Annotated in this window: 14 protein-coding genes and 1 tRNA gene; 9 read left to right on the forward strand and 6 right to left on the reverse strand. The window is 64.1% G+C overall.

Translation table 11 applies throughout. From position 1 onward, the window contains the following. Nucleotides 1-128 precede the first annotated feature (128 nt). The 8 genes from FYJ92_RS05330 to FYJ92_RS05365 all read left to right on the forward strand — a co-directional run bounded on the left by FYJ92_RS05330 (nt 129) and on the right by FYJ92_RS05365 (nt 8,105). Nucleotides 129-794, forward strand: a complete 666-nt coding sequence (locus FYJ92_RS05330) for a septum formation initiator family protein (RefSeq protein ID WP_185262922.1) — start codon at nt 129-131, stop codon at nt 792-794. 28 nt (nt 795-822) lie between these two features. After that, on the forward strand, nt 823-1,494 hold the full coding sequence (locus FYJ92_RS05335) for a DUF501 domain-containing protein (RefSeq protein WP_185262923.1): 672 nt from the start codon (nt 823-825) through the stop codon (nt 1,492-1,494). After that, nucleotides 1,491-2,438, forward strand: coding sequence for a Ppx/GppA phosphatase family protein (locus FYJ92_RS05340; RefSeq protein ID WP_185262924.1), 948 nt, complete (start codon nt 1,491-1,493; stop codon nt 2,436-2,438). Before FYJ92_RS05335 ends, FYJ92_RS05340 begins: the two co-directional genes overlap by 4 nt. Before the next feature lie 35 nt (nt 2,439-2,473). Further along, entirely contained in the window at nt 2,474-3,850 is a 1,377-nt protein-coding gene (locus FYJ92_RS05345; RefSeq protein ID WP_185262925.1) for a S8 family serine peptidase, read from the forward strand. 38 nt (nt 3,851-3,888) lie between these two features. Further along, nucleotides 3,889-5,388 (forward strand): NAD(P)/FAD-dependent oxidoreductase, encoded by a 1,500-nt coding sequence (locus FYJ92_RS05350; RefSeq protein WP_185262926.1) that lies wholly within the window; start codon nt 3,889-3,891, stop codon nt 5,386-5,388. Between the two features lie 108 nt (nt 5,389-5,496). Then, the gene (locus FYJ92_RS05355) at nt 5,497-6,471 is read left to right on the forward strand and encodes an N-acetyltransferase (protein WP_185262927.1); all 975 of its coding nucleotides are present in this window, start codon (nt 5,497-5,499) and stop codon (nt 6,469-6,471) included. Then, nucleotides 6,462-6,535 (forward strand) — tRNA-Leu (locus FYJ92_RS05360). Before FYJ92_RS05355 ends, FYJ92_RS05360 begins: the two co-directional genes overlap by 10 nt. A gap of 223 nt (nt 6,536-6,758) precedes the next feature. Then, nucleotides 6,759-8,105, forward strand: a complete 1,347-nt coding sequence (locus FYJ92_RS05365) for an ABC transporter substrate-binding protein (protein WP_185262928.1) — start codon at nt 6,759-6,761, stop codon at nt 8,103-8,105. Nucleotides 8,106-8,295: 190 nt separating this feature from the next. Here the strand turns inward: FYJ92_RS05365 and FYJ92_RS05370 are convergent, their stop codons facing one another. From FYJ92_RS05370 to FYJ92_RS05385, 4 genes are read right to left on the reverse strand one after another with little or no spacing between them, the layout of a single operon-like run. Further along, nucleotides 8,296-9,066 carry an ABC transporter ATP-binding protein gene (locus FYJ92_RS05370; protein ID WP_185262929.1) on the reverse strand — a complete coding sequence of 257 codons (771 nt, stop codon included), beginning with the start codon at nt 9,064-9,066 and terminating at the stop codon, nt 8,296-8,298. After that, nucleotides 9,063-10,085 (reverse strand): ABC transporter ATP-binding protein, encoded by a 1,023-nt coding sequence (locus FYJ92_RS05375; RefSeq protein WP_185262930.1) that lies wholly within the window; start codon nt 10,083-10,085, stop codon nt 9,063-9,065. The genes FYJ92_RS05370 and FYJ92_RS05375 overlap by 4 nt, the downstream gene beginning before the upstream one ends. Beyond that, complete coding sequence (locus tag FYJ92_RS05380) at nt 10,082-11,050, reverse strand: branched-chain amino acid ABC transporter permease (RefSeq protein WP_185262931.1); 969 nt, start codon at nt 11,048-11,050, stop codon at nt 10,082-10,084. The genes FYJ92_RS05375 and FYJ92_RS05380 overlap by 4 nt, the downstream gene beginning before the upstream one ends. A 9-nt stretch (nt 11,051-11,059) precedes the next feature. Continuing rightward, complete coding sequence (locus tag FYJ92_RS05385; protein WP_185263683.1) at nt 11,060-12,343, reverse strand: branched-chain amino acid ABC transporter permease; 1,284 nt, start codon at nt 12,341-12,343, stop codon at nt 11,060-11,062. Nucleotides 12,344-12,841: 498 nt separating this feature from the next. Between FYJ92_RS05385 and FYJ92_RS05390 the strand changes: the two genes are divergently transcribed. After that, nucleotides 12,842-13,726 (forward strand): Bax inhibitor-1/YccA family protein, encoded by an 885-nt coding sequence (locus FYJ92_RS05390; RefSeq protein WP_185262932.1) that lies wholly within the window; start codon nt 12,842-12,844, stop codon nt 13,724-13,726. Nucleotides 13,727-13,826: 100 nt separating this feature from the next. On the opposite strand, the gene galK is transcribed toward FYJ92_RS05390, so the two are convergent. Together galK and galT are read right to left on the reverse strand one after the other, a co-directional pair. Next, nucleotides 13,827-14,969: a galactokinase gene (gene galK / locus FYJ92_RS05395; RefSeq protein WP_185263684.1), complete on the reverse strand. Its 1,143-nt coding sequence runs from the start codon at nt 14,967-14,969 to the stop codon at nt 13,827-13,829. A gap of 83 nt (nt 14,970-15,052) precedes the next feature. Next, a complete protein-coding gene (gene galT / locus FYJ92_RS05400) occupies nt 15,053-16,225 on the reverse strand; it encodes a galactose-1-phosphate uridylyltransferase (protein WP_185262933.1) in 1,173 nt (390 codons plus the stop codon). Nucleotides 16,226-16,342 lie beyond the last annotated feature (117 nt).

Below are 16,342 nucleotides of genomic sequence, written 5' to 3' on the forward strand. Positions count from 1 at the left end.
GTAAACCTCTGACCGGTGGCTATGGTTGAAAGACCATAGCCACCGGTTTTTGTTTTAGCCGGCATTGATAGAGCCGGCATCAAGCGCAGAGATGCGGCCAGAGACAGGCCGTACGTTTCAGGAGTGTCATGGCTACCCGCCGTCCCAAAGTTCCCAAGGCCGCTTCGAGGCATCAGGCCACAACGGACCCGGCCGCGGAAGCCGGCGGCGTCATCCGCGCCGATTTTGGCGGTACAGCCACCGGCGCAAAGAGCGGGACCAAAGGCAAAACCGGCCAGGCGTTCAGCGCCCGAACGTCCGCATCGGACACCAGGCTCCCGGCCAGTAAAGGGCAGGGGAGCGGACACAGCCGTAACACCGCGGGCAAGACGCCGAAGCCCGACACCACGCACGAGGACACCCAGCCGGTGCCCGCCAAGGCCTTCTCGGGCCGCATGCTGGCACTCGCCGTGGTTGTGATTGCCATCACCATCATGCTGGCGCCCACGGTGAAGATTTTCTTCGACAAACGCGCCGAACTCGCCGCCCTCAGCGCCGATATCGCCGCCCGCCAGACCGAGCAGGACGGCCTGCGGCAGCAGATTTCACGGTGGCAGGATCCGAACTACGTGAAACAGCAGGCCCGCGACCGCATTAACATGGTTATGCCGGGTGAATCCGGCTACTGGGTCTTCGGCACCGATCTGCCGGCCGGAACAAGCAGTAGCCTGACCGCCACAGCAGCACAAGACCCCGCCGACCTGCCGTGGGTGGATTCCCTGTGGGAGTCCATCAGGCGTGCGGCCACAGACTGAACAGCTAGAGGAAGGATGGCCCGCGCCAGTGGAAAAAAACACGGCGACTGCGCCGGAGAAGTCCCGCCAGCCATCAGCACATGATCTTGAAGTACTCAGCAGACAGTTGGGACGGCCCGTGCGCGATGTGGTGGAAATCCCGGCGCGCTGCGTCTGCGGCAACCCCCTCGTCGCCGCCACCGCGCCGCGGCTAAGCAACGGCACACCGTTTCCCACCACCTTCTATCTGACGCACCCCGTCATCACCTCCGCGGTTTCCCGGCTGGAAGCCGCCGGACTGATGAACGACATGAACGAACGCCTGAACGACGAGGAGCCGCTTGCTGCCGCCTATCGTGCAGCGCACGAGGACTATCTCGGGGCACGCGCGGCCATAGGTGAGCGTTCCGGCATCGGAGCCGTCCCGGAGATTGACGGCATCTCCGCCGGTGGCATGCCCACCCGGGTCAAATGCCTCCACGTCCTGGTGGGCCACTCACTCGCGGCAGGGCCCGGCGTGAATCCGCTGGGAGATGAGGCCATTGCCGGAATCAGCGAATGGTGGACGGCGGACCGCTGCTATTGCGACGGCGCCTGGGACACCGCAGGGGAGGCCCCGTCAAAGGATCTCAGCCGGCACGGACCCCAGGGCCTGCCGGAAATCGTGGGCCGGCCCGCTCCGGTCCGCAACACCGCAGCCACTGACGAGGCAGGGGCATGACCCGCGTCGCCGCCATCGACTGCGGCACGAACTCGCTCCGCCTGCTCATCGCCGACATCGACCGCAGCAACGGCACAACGACGCTCACCGACGTTGTCCGGGAAATGCGGGTTGTCCGGCTGGGCCAGGGCGTGGACGCCACCGGCGAACTCGCCCCTGAAGCGTTGGAGCGAACCTTCGCGGCCACCGCGGATTACGCCGCAATGATCCGCGAACACGGTGCGGAGTCCATCCGTTTTGTAGCAACGTCGGCCAGCCGGGACGCGCGCAACCGCCAGGTTTTTGTCGACGGGATCCGGGACCTGCTGGGCGTTGAGCCTGAGGTCATCTCGGGTGATGAAGAAGCTGCCCTGTCCTTCGCCGGGGCCAGCAGCGTCCTGCCCATCCTTGACGGCGAGCACGTGCTGGTAGTTGACCTCGGCGGCGGAAGCACCGAGTTCGTCCTCGGCACCGCCGGCGGAGTCACGGCCGCGAAGTCCGTGGATGTCGGCTGCGTCCGGCTGACCGAACGGCACTTGAAGAACGATCCGCCCACGGCGGAACAGATCGCCGCCGCGGAAGCCGACGTCGACGCCGCCATCACCCTGGCGGGGCTGGACGTTCCCCTGGAACGCGCCACCGCCGTCGTCGGGGTGGCCGGCTCGATCACCACCATCACCGCCCATGCCCTGCGGCTTCCGGCGTATTCGCCGGCGGCCATCCACGGGACGGAACTGTCCATCGGCAGCATTACCGAAGCCGCCACCGACCTCCTGCACATGACCAGGGGAGAACGTGCCGACCTGGCGTACATGCACCCCGGCCGCGTTGACGTTATGGGCGCCGGCGGACTGGTGTGGCGGCGCATCCTCGAGCGGCTGAATGAACTCACCGCCGGCCGGATCGTGACGGCTACGGCCAGCGAACACGATATTCTTGACGGAATTGCCCTGAGCCTCCAGTAACCAGGCCATCAGCCAACCAAGCATGGGAAACCCATATGACCAGAGCAAACGCACGGTTCCGCCGGGCCGCGTCAGCTCTCCTGGCGATAACCCTTGCCGGCGCCAGCCTGGCCGCCGGACTGACTTTTGCGCCTGCGGCCAGGGCCGACGCTGAACGGGACAAAGAGTACTGGCTTGGCGAATCCGGAATTACGAAGGCCTGGGAGGTTTCCAAGGGTGCCGGTGTGAAAATCGCGGTGATCGACAGCGGTGTGGACGCCCAGCACCCGGACCTGAAGGGCGCCGTCACCGGAGGCTTCGACGTGTCCGGGGCAGGCAGCCCCAACGGCCAGAAAAGCCTGGGCGTAAAGCCTGAACACGGGACGCTGGTCGCCACCATACTGGCGGGCCGCGGACACCAGCCGGCAGGCGCCACCGCATCGCCCAGTCCAGGCCCGGCTGCCACCGCCGGGCCGGACGGCATGATTGGGGTGGCTCCTGAAGCTGAGATCCTGTCCGTCTCAACGTGGCTCGGATCGACCAACCCCGCGGGCAAGAGCGATCAGGACCAGATCCCGGAAGCGGTCCGTTGGGCCGTGGACAACGGGGCCAAAGTCATCAACATTTCGCTGGGCAGCACCACGCCGCAGTGGCCCCAGAGCTGGGATGCTGCCTTCCTCTATGCCGAACAGAAGGATGTGGTCATCGTGGCCGCCGCCGGAAACCGGATAGGCGGCAACCTTCAGGTGGGGGCGCCGGCCACCATCCCCGGCGTCCTCACGGTTGCCGGCCTGGACCGCAAGGGCATGGCGAGCGTCGACTCGTCTTCCCAGGGGATCAGCATCGGCGTGGCGGCCCCGGCTGAAAACCTGCTGGGCGGGCTGCCCGGTGGTGGTTATGCGGAATGGGCGGGAACGTCCGGAGCTGCCCCGATCGTTGCCGGCGTGGCAGCACTCATCCGTTCCAAGTGGCCCGAGATGAGCGCCAAACAGGTCATCAACCGGATCGTCAGCACGGCCAAGGACGCCGGTCCAGCCGGAAAAGACCCGCTGTACGGCTTTGGCGTTCTGAACGCCGAGGCCGCCCTAAAGGACTCCGTACCTGAAGCCGCCACCAACCCGCTCGGTTCCATCTCGGACTGGATCAGGGTACACCGGCGCGGCAACCTGGGTGCGCCGGCGCCGGTGCCCACAGACGAAGTGGCCAGTGCCGTTCCCACCCTGCCCGAGCCGACTGTGCCCGCGGCGGAGGCGCCCTCACAGCGTGACAGTGCCGTTGGCGCCGCCGTCGTGATCGGTTCAGGGGCACTATTTCTGGCGATCATCGCTGCGGCCGTCGTACAGCTGCGCCGGGCGGCCCGAAACCCAGGAACGGCGCGCGAAGAACCGGATACCGGAGCCTTCCAAACCGTTGATTCAGGCGGCAAAACGTAGTTAGTGAAGATTTTCACAAACTGCTGTATCCTTAAATCATGGCAACCACCCCAGAGCTCCAGGACCGTCCCAGGGTACTCGTCGTCGGCGGCGGATACGTCGGCCTGTACGTAGCACTCAAACTGCAGAAGAAGATCGCGAATGCCGGTGGCATCGTCACCCTCGTGGATCCACTGCCCTACATGACTTATCAGCCCTTCCTGCCCGAAGTGGCCGGCGGCAACATCGAGGCCCGCCACGCAGTGGTCTCGCACCGCCAGCACCTGAAGCAGACTGAACTCATCCAGGGCAGCGTCACCTCGATCGACCACGCCAACCGCACGGCCGTCGTGGCGCCCGCGGATGGCGGAGAACACATCGAGATCCCCTACTTCGACATCGTGGTGGCTGCAGGCGCCATCACCCGCACCTTCCCCATCAAGGGCCTGGCGGATAAGGGCATTGGCCTGAAGACCATCGAAGAGGCTGTGGCCCTTCGCAACAAGGTGTTGGAGCGTATCGAAGCCGCGTCCACCATCGCGGATCCGGCTGCCCGCGCCAAGGCACTGACCTTCGTGGTCGTTGGTGGCGGCTTCGCCGGCATCGAGTGCATCACCGAAATGGAAGACCTGGCCCGCGCCGCGGTCAAGAACAACCCCCGTATCCGTCAGGAAGAAGTGCGCTTCGTCCTGGTTGAAGCCATGGGCCGCATCATGCCCGAGGTCACTGCACCGCAGGCCGAATGGGTTGTGGAGCACCTCCGCAGCCGCGGCATCGAGGTCCTGCTGAACACCTCCCTGGACAGCGCTGAGGGCTCCCTGAAGCTCATCAACCTCCCGGACAAGTCCCTGGCCCAGGAATTCGAAGCCGACACGCTCGTCTGGACTGCCGGCGTGCAGGCCAACCCGATGATCCGCTCCTCCGACTTCCCGCTGGAACCGCGCGGCCGCGTCCGTGTCCTGCCGGACCTCCGCATCGCTGGCGATGAAGGCATCATCGACAACGCCTGGGCCGCCGGTGACATCGCCGCAGTGCCGGACCTCACGGGTAGCGGCCTGCCGGACGGCACCTGCGTCCCGAACGCCCAGCACGCACTGCGCCAGGCCAAGCGCCTCGCCAAGAACCTGTGGGCTTCGCGCTGGGACAAGCCGCTGAAGGACTACAAGCACAAGAACCTGGGTGCTGTGGCTGGTTTCGGCGAGTGGAAGGGTGTTGCGAATATCAACCTCGTGGGCCGCATAGGCCTCAAGGGCCCGCTCGCCTGGCTGGCCCACCGCGGCTACCACGGCATGGCCATGCCCACCATGGAGCGCAAGGTCCGAGTCATCATGGGTTGGATCCTCGCGTTCTTTATGGGCCGCGACACCACCCAGCTGATCGACCTCGATAACCCGCGCGGTGCCTTCGTGGCCGCCGCCACACCGGCTCCCAAGCCGGCTGCTGCTGCGCCTGCTCCGACGGCGAGCATGCCGGACGCATCCGCAGGAGCGGCAAAGCCGGGCTCTGCGGAGGCCACCAGCGTGGACCCCAAACAGTCGGTCACCGCGGACGCCAAGTAACGCTGGCATCCTGACGCAGCATTTGTAACGCCCGACGGCGGCTGTCCCCTTAAGGGGGATGGCCGCTGTTTTGTGTATCCCGCCGGATGTCCCTTCTAGACTGGCACCATGACTGGCGAAAAGAACCTCCAGACCCTGCTGGCAACACTGAAACCGGTACTGCGGGAGGGGGAGTACGTCTACGTCCTGTGGCCGCATGGCAGGCCACTTGAGCCCGGAATCGAAGCTGCCGTGCGCGAGGCCGAGGGCCTGACGGTGGTTCTGCCCCGGGAAAGGGCGGACAGCCTGGGGCTGCACTACGACTTTGTGGCCGCGTGGATCACCCTCGAGGTACACTCCGCGCTGGAAGCTGTTGGCCTGACCGCAGCCGTCGGGAAAGCCCTGACCGACGCCAGGATCAGCTGCAACGTGCTGGCCGGCTTCCACCATGACCACCTGTTGGTGCCGGTGGCGGACGCGCCACGCGCCGTCGAATTACTTGCTGAGCTGTCGGCGGCCAGCAGGCACGTGCCGCGGCCCGCGCTGCTCCTCCGGAACGAGACGGCTGCGGACAGGGACAAGATCCTCGCGTTGACGGCCGATGCCTTCGCGGTCTCCCCGGTCACAGGCCTGCTGGTGGACGGGGAGCCTGAGGAGGTAGAGATGCTCCGCCAGCTCTTCGACTGCGAGGAGTACCTGCCCGGGTTCAGCGTGGTGGCCGTGATCGACGACGAAATAGTCGGCCATGTGATCAGCACGCGCGGGTGGGTGGGCGACTACGGGTTGCTGGGGCTCGGGCCCATCGGGGTGACTCCCAGGCTGCAGCGCCATGGGATCGGCAGCGCCCTCATGGATGACACCATCGCGCGGGCCAACACAGCACGGGAGGGCGGGATTGCGTTGCTGGGCAGCACCGACTACTACCCGCGGTTCGGCTTTGTCCCGGCCGCGTCCTTCGGCGTGCTGCCGCCCGACGAGGCCTGGGGTGACCACTTCCAGCTGCTCCCATTGGCAGTCTGGCCCGGCGGGGTCCACGGGACGTTCCGGTACGCCGCGCCGCTTGCGGGCGAATGTCGGTATAGCATAGACCGGGCGCCCCAGTAGCCCAATTGGCAGAGGCAGCGGACTTAAAATCCGCGTGTTGTGGGTTCGAGTCCCACCTGGGGTACAAACTTTTCCCCCGCGGCGCCCCGTTGCGGCCTCCCGCGCATCCCTCATGACCTCGGACGGAGCATTGCCTCCGTTGATTCCGCATATGCAACGACTGTTATAAGGATGTGACCTCAGTCACTTATATCCTCCGCGGATTTGCATTAGCTTGAAGTTAAATCAGGAACACCTGATCATCCGCGTCAAAGGCCGTTCGCACCTTTCGATCCAGGAGATTGTCAATGATTTCACTTTCCCCGGCGGCACCCCGTCTTGCCAAGCTCACAGCGCTTAGCGTCGGCGTCGCCTTTCTGGCCACGGCCTGTGGTGGTACCTCCACTCCGAGCGCGACAGAAACCACCACGTCAGCAACTGGGATCTCCTGCCCCGCTCCCAGCGCGGCTCCCGAAAGCACTGCGCAGGCCAGCGGTGGAGGCGCTGTTCCGCCGGCCACAACCATCACGGAAACGCCGCTCAAGATCGGTTCCCTGCTACCCACCACCGGATCGCTGGCTTTCCTTGGGCCGCCTGAAATTGCCGGCGTCAATCTTGGCATCAAGGAAGTCAACGATGCCGGGGGCGTCCTGGGCCAGCCTGTGGAAGTGATACACCGCGACTCCGGCGACACCAAGACAGATATCGCCACGCAGTCCACCAGTGCGCTTCTCGGCCAGGGCGTTAGCGCCATCATCGGCGCGGCGTCTTCCGGTGTCTCCAAGACGGTCATCAACCAGATCATCGGTGCCGGCGTTATCCAGTTCTCACCTGCCAACACCTCCCCGGATTTCACCACTTGGGATGACAAGGGCCTTTACTGGCGTACAGCACCCTCGGATGTGCTGCAGGGTAAGGTCTTGGGCAATTATATGGCTACGTGTGGTGCACAGACGGTCGGCATGATCGTACTTAACGACGCCTACGGAACCGGTCTGGCCAGCAACGTCAAATCCGCCTTCGAAGCGGCCGGCGGCAAGGTGGTTGCCGAGGAGCTGTTCAATGAGGGCGACTCCCAGTTCAGCAGCCAGGTGGACAAGGTCATCGCGGCCAAGCCCGACGCAATTGCACTGATCACCTTCGACCAGGCCAAGAGCATTGTGCCGCTGATGACGGGCAAGGGTGTCAAGCCCACCCAAATGTTCCTTGTAGACGGCAACACCTCCGACTACAGCAAGGATTTCGAGGCCGGGACGTTGAAGGGCGCCCAGGGAACCATCCCGGGCACGTTCGCCAAGGATGCGTTCAAGCAGAAACTGCTTGCCATTGATCCGGCCCTGAAGGACTACAGCTACGCAGGTGAATCCTACGATGCTGTAAACCTGATTGCACTTGCCGCTGAGGCAGCCAAGAGCACCAATGGCGTTGAAATTGCCAAGCAGCTCAAAGCAGTCTCGGAGACGGGTGAGAAGTGCAACAGCTTCGCTTCCTGCGTCACGCTGCTTCGCAACGGCAAGGACATCGACTACGACGGCCAGTCAGGTCCGGTGACCTTCTCCGATGCCGGCGACCCGACGGAAGCCTACATCGGCATCTACGAGTACCAGGACGACAATAAGTACGCACCGTCCAAGGAAGAATTCGGCAAGCTGTAAAGCCGCTACAACCTAGACGCGAAAGCCCCCGTCCAGCCGGACGGGGGCTTTCTGCTGCCCGAAGCTCGGCCTCGGGCGCCTCAGTGCTTCAGGCGCCTCAGCAAGCCCTTGGCGGTCTCCTCACGGCCCAGCGCCCGCAGAAAGGGCCGCCACCGGACGGTGACGGCCCTTCTGCGCCTTTCGGAACGGACTAGACCTCGTCAGCCAAGGTACCCAGGTAGAGCTGGATCACCTTTGGGTCCTTCATCAGTTCCCGGCCGGTTCCGGTGTAAGCGTCCCTGCCTTGGTCAAGCACATAGGCGCGGTCGCAGATCTGGAGGCAACGGCGGGCATTCTGTTCCACCATGATCACCGAGACGCCTGCCCGGTTGATCTCGTGCACCCGCAGGAAGGTTTCGTCCTGCTTGACGGGAGAGAGGCCTGCGGAGGGCTCATCAAGGAGCAGGACTGCGGGCTCCATCATCAGCGCCCGGCCCATGGCCACCATCTGGCGTTCGCCGCCGGAGAGCGACCCGGCCCGCTGGGCCCGGCGCTTGCCGAGCTCGGGGAACAGGCTGGTCACAAAATCAAACCGCTCGGCGAAGTCTTTGGGGCGCTGGAACATGCCCATCTGCATGTTCTCTTCGATAGTCAGCGTGGCGAACACATTATTGTTTTGCGGGACGAATCCCACGCCCTTGGTCACCAACTTGTTGGCTTTGAGCCCGGTGATGTCCTGGCCACGCACCACAACTGTGCCCGAATGGACTTTCACCAGACCGAACATGGCCTTGAGAAGCGTCGATTTGCCGGCACCGTTAGGACCAATAATGCCGATCAGTTCACCCTTGCGGGCTTCGATGCTGCAGCCATTCAGGATGTTCACACCCGGAAGGTAGCCAGCGACAAGGTCCGTCACCTTAACTACGGAGTCCTGGGAGCCTGCACTGCTTGCGGCCGGAGCCGCGCTTGTAGCACTCATTCGCTGTCCTTCCCCTTATGGCGGGCTTCGTCTGGTTCGGCGGCGACGACATCGATGGCGATGATGCCCGCGTTCTCAGTTCCGACAATCGATTCCTTGTCGGCCACCAGCTCGGCTGCAAGCTCCTTGATGCCCTCGGTGTCGCCAAGGTCCACGTCGTGATGGGCACCCAGATAAGCGTCGATGACGGCCGGGTTCTTCATGACTTCGCCGGGAGGGCCCTCGGCCACGATCTTTCCTTCGGCCATCACCACAACCCAATCGGCAATATGGCGCACCATGTTCATGTCGTGCTCCACGAACAGCACGGTCATGCCTTCCGCCTTGAGGTTCTTGATGTGGTCCAGGAGGGACTGGGTCAGCGCCGGGTTGACGCCTGCCATGGGTTCGTCCAGCATGACCAGCTTGGGCCTGACCATCAGCGAACGTGCCATTTCCAGGAGTTTCCGCTGGCCTCCGGAAAGGGAGGCAGCGTAGTCGTCCTTCTTGGTGTCCAGCTTGAATTTCTCAAGCAGGACGTTCGCCTGGGCGGTGATCTCCTTTTCCCGGCCGCCCCAGAGGCCCTTGAAAAGAGCCTTGGAGAGGCGCTCTCCGGGCTGTTCCGAGCCGCCGAGCCGCATGTTCTCCATGACGGTGAGCTTTCCCATGACCTTGGTCAGCTGGAAGGTCCTCACCATCCCCATACGTGCCACTTTGTAAGGTGAAACGCCGGCAAGGCTGTGGCCTTCGAACTGCCATTTGCCCGAGTTCGGCATGTCGAATCCGGTCAGCAGATTGAAGAGGGTGGTCTTACCTGCACCGTTCGGGCCTATCAGCGCTGTGATCTTGTGCCGCGGGATCTCCAGGTATTCGACGTCGACAGCGTTGATGCCGCCGAAGCTGCGGGTGACGTTTTCCGCCACCACGATCGGATCGCGCTTCCTGCAGCCGGGAGCGGAGTCCCCGGCGGCGATCGGACGCGTGTCCGTCATGTAGTTAATTTCCTCCGACGGGCGGGGTTCTTCGCTATGCGTGCTCATGCGAACGCCAGCTCCTTCTTGTTGCCGAAGACGCCCTGGGGCCTGAAGATCATCAGCAGCATCAGTGCGACACCCACAAGGATGTAACGCAGCTGACCGGCCTGGACTGTGTTCAGCCAGGTGACGGCGCCGGATTCGATCAGGCCGTACAGGATGCCCTGTGTGAGGGACAGCACCACCCAGAAGATCATCGCGCCGATGACGGGTCCCAGCACCGTGCCGAGGCCGCCGAGCAGCAGGCAGGTGTACAGGAAGAACGTCAGTTCGGTGCCGTAGTTGGCCGGCTGGACTGCGCCGCGGGGGAGCGTAAATATCATGCCCGCCAGGGCGCCGAGCACGCCGCCGATGATGAGGGCCTGCATTTTGTAGGCGTAAACGTTCTTGCCGAGGGACCGGACCGCGTTTTCGTCCTCGCGGATGCCTTTGAGTACGCGGCCCCAGGGGCTCCTCATCAGCAGCCACACCAGGGTGCAGCAGACGATGACCAGGCTCCAGCCGACTATGCGGATGAAGAAGTCGCGGTTGTTCATGCCCATGTACGAGCCCGCGGGGAACGGGTTCATGTCGTAGAACCCACCTTCGAAGGCGGCCAGGCCGTTGGCCGACCCGGTCACGGCGGTCAGCTGGTTGGTCGTGACAATGTAGCGGACGATTTCCGCGGCCGCGATCGTAACGATGGCCAGGTAGTCCGCGCGCAGCCGCAGGGTCGGTATGCCCAGGAGCATCGCGAAGATGGCCGAGCAGATCACGGCGATGATCACGCCCACAAAGAAGGGGACGCCAAAGGTGAGCGTCGAGATGGCGAAGCCGTAGGCGCCCACCGCCATAAAGCCGGCCTGGCCAAAATTCAGCAGGCCTGAGTAGCCGAAGTGAACCGCCAGTCCGAGAGCCGCAAGAGCATAGGCCGCGGTGGTCGGGCTGAAGAGTTCGCCGGCAGCGCTGGAGAGAATGAATCCGAAATCCATGGCTGTCTCCTAACCCACGCGCTCGCGACGACCCAGGATGCCCTGTGGCCGGAACAAGAGGACAACAATCATGATGAACAGTGCTCCCACATACTTGAGGTCGGCAGCGAGGCCGAAAACGGTGGTCAGCTCCACGAAGATGCCGACGATGATGGACCCGATGAGGGCGCCGAAGACGGTGCCGAGGCCGCCCAGGGTCACGCCCGCGAAGATGAGCAGCAGGATCTGCGAACCCATGTCGAAGGTCACGCCTGGCCGGTAGTAGGCCCATAAGATTCCGCCGAGGGAGGCGAGCATGCCGCCGGTGACCCAGACGATCCGGATGACCGAGTCGACGTCGATGCCGGAGGCGGCCGCCAAGGCAGGGTTGTCAGCCACCGCGCGGGTGGCCTTGCCTAGCCGGGTTTTCAAAAGCACGATTCCGATCAGAACGATCACTACAGCACTGATGATGAGCGACCAGAGGTTGTTGGGCGAGATGGATACCGGACCCAGTTGGATTTCTGCGCTCTGGGCAAACGGCAGTTGCTGCGTGGCGCCGCCAAAGAAGAACTGGATGACATAGCGCACGGCGAGGGCGAGTCCGATGCTGACGATCATCATGGGCACGAGTCCCGTTCCCCGGCGGCGAAGCGGCTTCCAGAGTCCGGCGTCCTGGACGTAGCCGAAGAGGCCACCGCCGAGGAGCGAAAGGATCAAGGCAAGCCAGAAGGGGAGACCTATGGCGTTAAAGGCGAAGACCAGCACTGCGCCCAGGGTGACCATTTCGCCATGGGCGAAGTTCGTCAGCCCCGTAGTTCCGAAGATTAGGGAAAGTCCCACGGAAGCCAGCGCCAACAGGAGGCCAAAACTCAGCCCAGCCACGAGACGGTTGAGAAGATTTTGGCCGAAATCCTGCTGCTGGACCACGATCCCCTTACCGAATGCGAAAATCACGGAGAGGTTCGAGGTCTGGCTGAACGTGACGCTGCGGGGGTTTTCCTGGCCGTCCGCGAGTTTGATGCCCTCTGGCAGGGTCGATTCGTCCAGTTCGATCTCGTAGGTGCCCTGAACCGGGACCCCAATGCTCCACGACCCGTTGGCCGATGATTTGGTAGACCCTTCGAAGTCCCCGCTCCTTGCGCTTATGGTCACATCGGCGATCGGGGCGCGCTCGTCATCCCTTAGGAAGCCGCTGATGTTGTTCTGGAAAGACGTAATCGACGGGGATGGTGTCGGCGACGGCGAGGTGGCCTGTGATGCCGGCGCGACGACGAGCAGTATCGCCACGACAGAGGCAAAGATGGCCCCTATCACTTTCAGCGATCCGCCCCGCCGTCTGGTCGGCAAGCCGTTGGGTGTACTTCTCAAAATGAAAATCCTCCACTTGGGTGGGGTGGCCAAGGGTGCGCCATTGCAACCACTGCAAACGTCGCGGGACGGATGGTGGTGCATTGTTCAGGTTGGGGGCCCGATTGTGATATCCGTCACCGCGTGTGGTTTATGTTACAGCTCGTCACGGGCAAATTTGAGGCTGCAGTGAGACCGTCTGGTAGCGATCGCATAACAACTGCGTCACGGTCATGGCGCTTCGGCAAAGTGTTCGCAAAGAAACTTCTGTTGTTTCGCGGTATTCCTCATGGAACACCCTGGTCCACGCGCGGCGCTGGGGAGCGGGCGTCCGTCCACCCGGATGCATCACGGTTGGGTTTCGGCGCCATGAGCGGGGAACTTATTGGGGCGCGGGCGCGTAGATATTGGTAGCGTGGTTCGTAAGTCACGACTCAAACCTTTACTTGGAGGACACCAGCAATGGCACTTGGCGGAAACCCGATCTTCAACGGAAAAAATTTCCGTGGAGCAACGCAGGCACCGCGTGTCCCGCAGGCACCCTACGGACAGGCACAGTACGGCCAGCGGGCTCCCGGCCAGGTCATGGATCCCCAGAATGGCTGGGGCCAGCAGCAGAACATGTCCGATGAGCAGCTGCGCCAGATGTACAACCAGCCGGCTGCAGGTCCCGCGGACACCGGCCGGATGACGTACGACGATGTAATCGTCAAGACAGCGGCTTGCCTCGGAGTCCTGTTGGCAGGTGCCGCAGTGACGATGTTCGTCAGCCTGGGGCTGGCCAGCATGCTGATGATCGTCGGTGCACTGGGCGGCTTTGTCCTGGCACTGGTCAACACATTCAAGAAGCAGCCATCACCAGCCCTGATCCTGGCCTATGCCGGACTCGAAGGCCTGTTCCTCGGTGGGCTCACCCGTGTACTCGACCTGATGTACCCGGGTGTCGGGCTGCAGGCCGTCATCGGCACGCTGTCCGTGTTCACCGTGACGCTGCTCCTGTTCAAGAGCGGCAAGGTGCGCGCCTCGCCCAAGGCCATGAAGTTCTTCATGATCGCCATGGTGGGTTACGGACTGTTCTCCGTGGTCAACCTCGTGATGATGATGACGGGTATGACGACGGAACCCTTCGGCCTGCGCAGTGGCATCATTGGTGTTGTCATCGGCATCCTGGCCATCGGTCTGGCCGCGTTCTCCCTGGTGATGGACTTCACCAGCATCGAAGCCGGCGTGCAGAGCGGCGCCCCGCAGCGCTTCTCGTGGACCGCCGCCTTCGGGCTGACGGTCACGCTGGTCTGGCTCTACGTGGAGATCATCCGTGTCCTGGCCATCCTCCGGGGCGACGACTAGCACCAACGCGGCGTCCGCCGTCGTAATTCTGTCCAACAACAAGGGGCCCCACCGATGCATTTCGCATCAGGTGGGGCCCTCTTTTTTGCGGGTATCCGCGCTACGAAATGCGCATTGCTCCTGCTGCCGGGGTCACGGTGAAGATGTCAGGTGCAGCGTAGCCGGCGTCTGCGAAGGCACGCACTACGGCGGCACGCACCTGCTGCTCGGATGTCACCGGCGTGAGTGCAATCGCTGCCCCGCCGAAGCCGCCGCCGGTCATCCGGGCGCCGATGGCCCCGTTGGCACGGGAAGTGGACACGGCCAGATCCAGCTCCGGGCATGAGATCTCAAAGTCGTCCCGCATGGAAGCATGGCTGGCGTCCAGCAGGGCACCGATGGAACCCGGGCCCGCACTGGCCAGCAGCTCCACGGTCTGCAGCACGCGGTCGTTTTCGGTCACGATATGGCGCACCCGCCGGTAAGTGACCTCGTCCAGGAGGCCGGCGGCTTCGTCCAGGTCCTCCAACCGGACGTCACGCAGTGCCTTGACGCCCATAACCTCGGCGCCCAGCTCGCAGGACGCGCGGCGCGAGGCGTAGCCGCCGTCGGAGTGTGAGTGGGAGACTTTGGTGTCGATGACCAGCATCACCAGCCCCGCTGGTTCTGCTTCGAAGGGAACCAGCTGGACGCTTTGGTCACGGCAGTCCAGGAACACGGCATGCCCCTTTGAGCCGCGCAGCGACGCTGACTGGTCCATGATGCCCGTCGGTGCGCCGACAAAGTCGTTCTCCGCCCGCTGCGTGATCAGGACCATCTCCTCCGCCTCCAGTCCGGCTCCCGTCAGGTCGTTGAGCGCCGAGATGACTGCGCACTCGATCGCGTGCGACGAGGACAGGCCGGCTCCCAGGGGAACGGTGGAGTCAAGCAGCAGATCCACCCCGGGAACGGTGATGCCTTGCTGTTGCAACGCCCACATCACACCCAGTGGATACTTCGTCCAGCCCTTGGCGGAAGCTGCGGCCAAAGAGCCGAGGTCGGTGCTGACCATGCCGTGGTCGCCGTAAGTGGACAGGAGCCTGACCGTGGAGTCCGGACGGACTCCGACAGCCACCCGGGCGGTCTTGTCGATCGCGAACGGGAGCACAAACCCCTCGTTGTAGTCGGTGTGCTCGCCGATGAGGTTCACGCGTCCCGGTGCCTGCCAGACGCCGTCGGGCAGCCTGCCGAACTCCTGCTCGAAGCGGGCGGCCAGATCCGCCATGCCGGGCTGTGCTGTGCGCAGGTTCGCCGTGCCGGGTTCCGGCGGGCTGGCCAGCTGGGCAGCCAATGGGTCAGGGGAGGCGCTCACGCGTGTGCTCCTTCAGGCAGTGCCCCCAGGGGGGCGGGGGCGGTCGTGGCAGGGAACGGGTTGGACTCGGGGACCACCACGGCACGGAGCCGCTCCGCGACGCTTTCCGGGGTGGTGTCGTTGATGAAGGCGCCCATGGCGGCCTCGGAGCCAGCCAGGAACTTGAGCTTGTCCGCTGCCCGGCGGGGCGACGTCAGCTGGAGGTGCAGGTAGCTGGCGGGGCGCAGGAGGTCGTCGAGGGGGGCCTGGTGCCAGGCTGATATGTAGGGTGTCGGCGTCGGATACAGCGCATCGAGCCGTTTAAGCAGGTCAAGGTAGACATGCGCCAGTTCGTCCCTTTCCTCCCCGCTCAGGGCGGCCAGGTCGGGCACCTGCCGGTGCGGCACCAGGTGGATCTCCAACGGCCAGCGGGCAGCGAACGGTACGTAGGCGCTGAAGTTCTCGCCCTCCATCACCATTCGGCTCCCGTCCTCCCGTTCTGCCCGCAGCAGCGAGCCCGTGAGCGTCTGCCGCCCGTCCGACCCATCATAGAACTTGCGTGCTGCCGCTCCGATGACCCCTGCGCGGGGGGTGACGTAAGGATACGCATAGATCTGCCCGTGCGGGTGGTGAAGCGTGACGCCGATGTCGGCCCCCCGGTTTTCAAACGGGAACACCTGCTTGATCCCTGGCAGTTTGCTGAGGGCTTCGGTGCGGTGCGCCAATGCCTCTACGACAGTCCGGGCGCGCGCCTCACTCAGGCCGCTGAAGGATCCCGTGTGCTCTGGCGTGAATGCGACTACTTCGCAGCGTCCGTAGGCAGGCCCCGTGGTGCCCCAGGCCGGGGCGGACGGCACAGGTCCCACCGCCGGACCCAGCGACGGGAAGCGGTTTTCAAACACCACAACGTCGTAGTCGGGGGCGGGGATCTCGGAGGGGTTGTTCGGCGTGGTGGGGCAGATGGGGCACTGGTCGGCCGGCGGGAGGTGCGTGCGGGACTGCCGGTGGGCTGCGACGGCCACCCACTCGTCGGTGAGGGCATCGAACCGGACCTCGCCGGGCTGGCCGCGCTCCGGCAGGGGCCGGTGATCGGTGGTGGTGGACGCTGTGCGGGGCTGGGCGGTTGCGCCGTCGTCGAAGTAGATCAGCTCCCGGCCATCGGCGAGCGTGGTGGTGGTGATACCTGTCATGGCGGGGGTCCTTTGCGTGCTGGTGCCGGCAGATGGCGGGCGTCCGTTGCCTCGATCATCCCACATTTCGCTCAAAAAAGAATAGTTTCACACAAAAGATAACATTTGCGGTAATGG

Origin of the sequence: Pseudarthrobacter sp. NBSH8, assembly GCF_014217545.1 — a bacterium.
Taxonomy (GTDB): domain Bacteria; phylum Actinomycetota; class Actinomycetes; order Actinomycetales; family Micrococcaceae; genus Arthrobacter.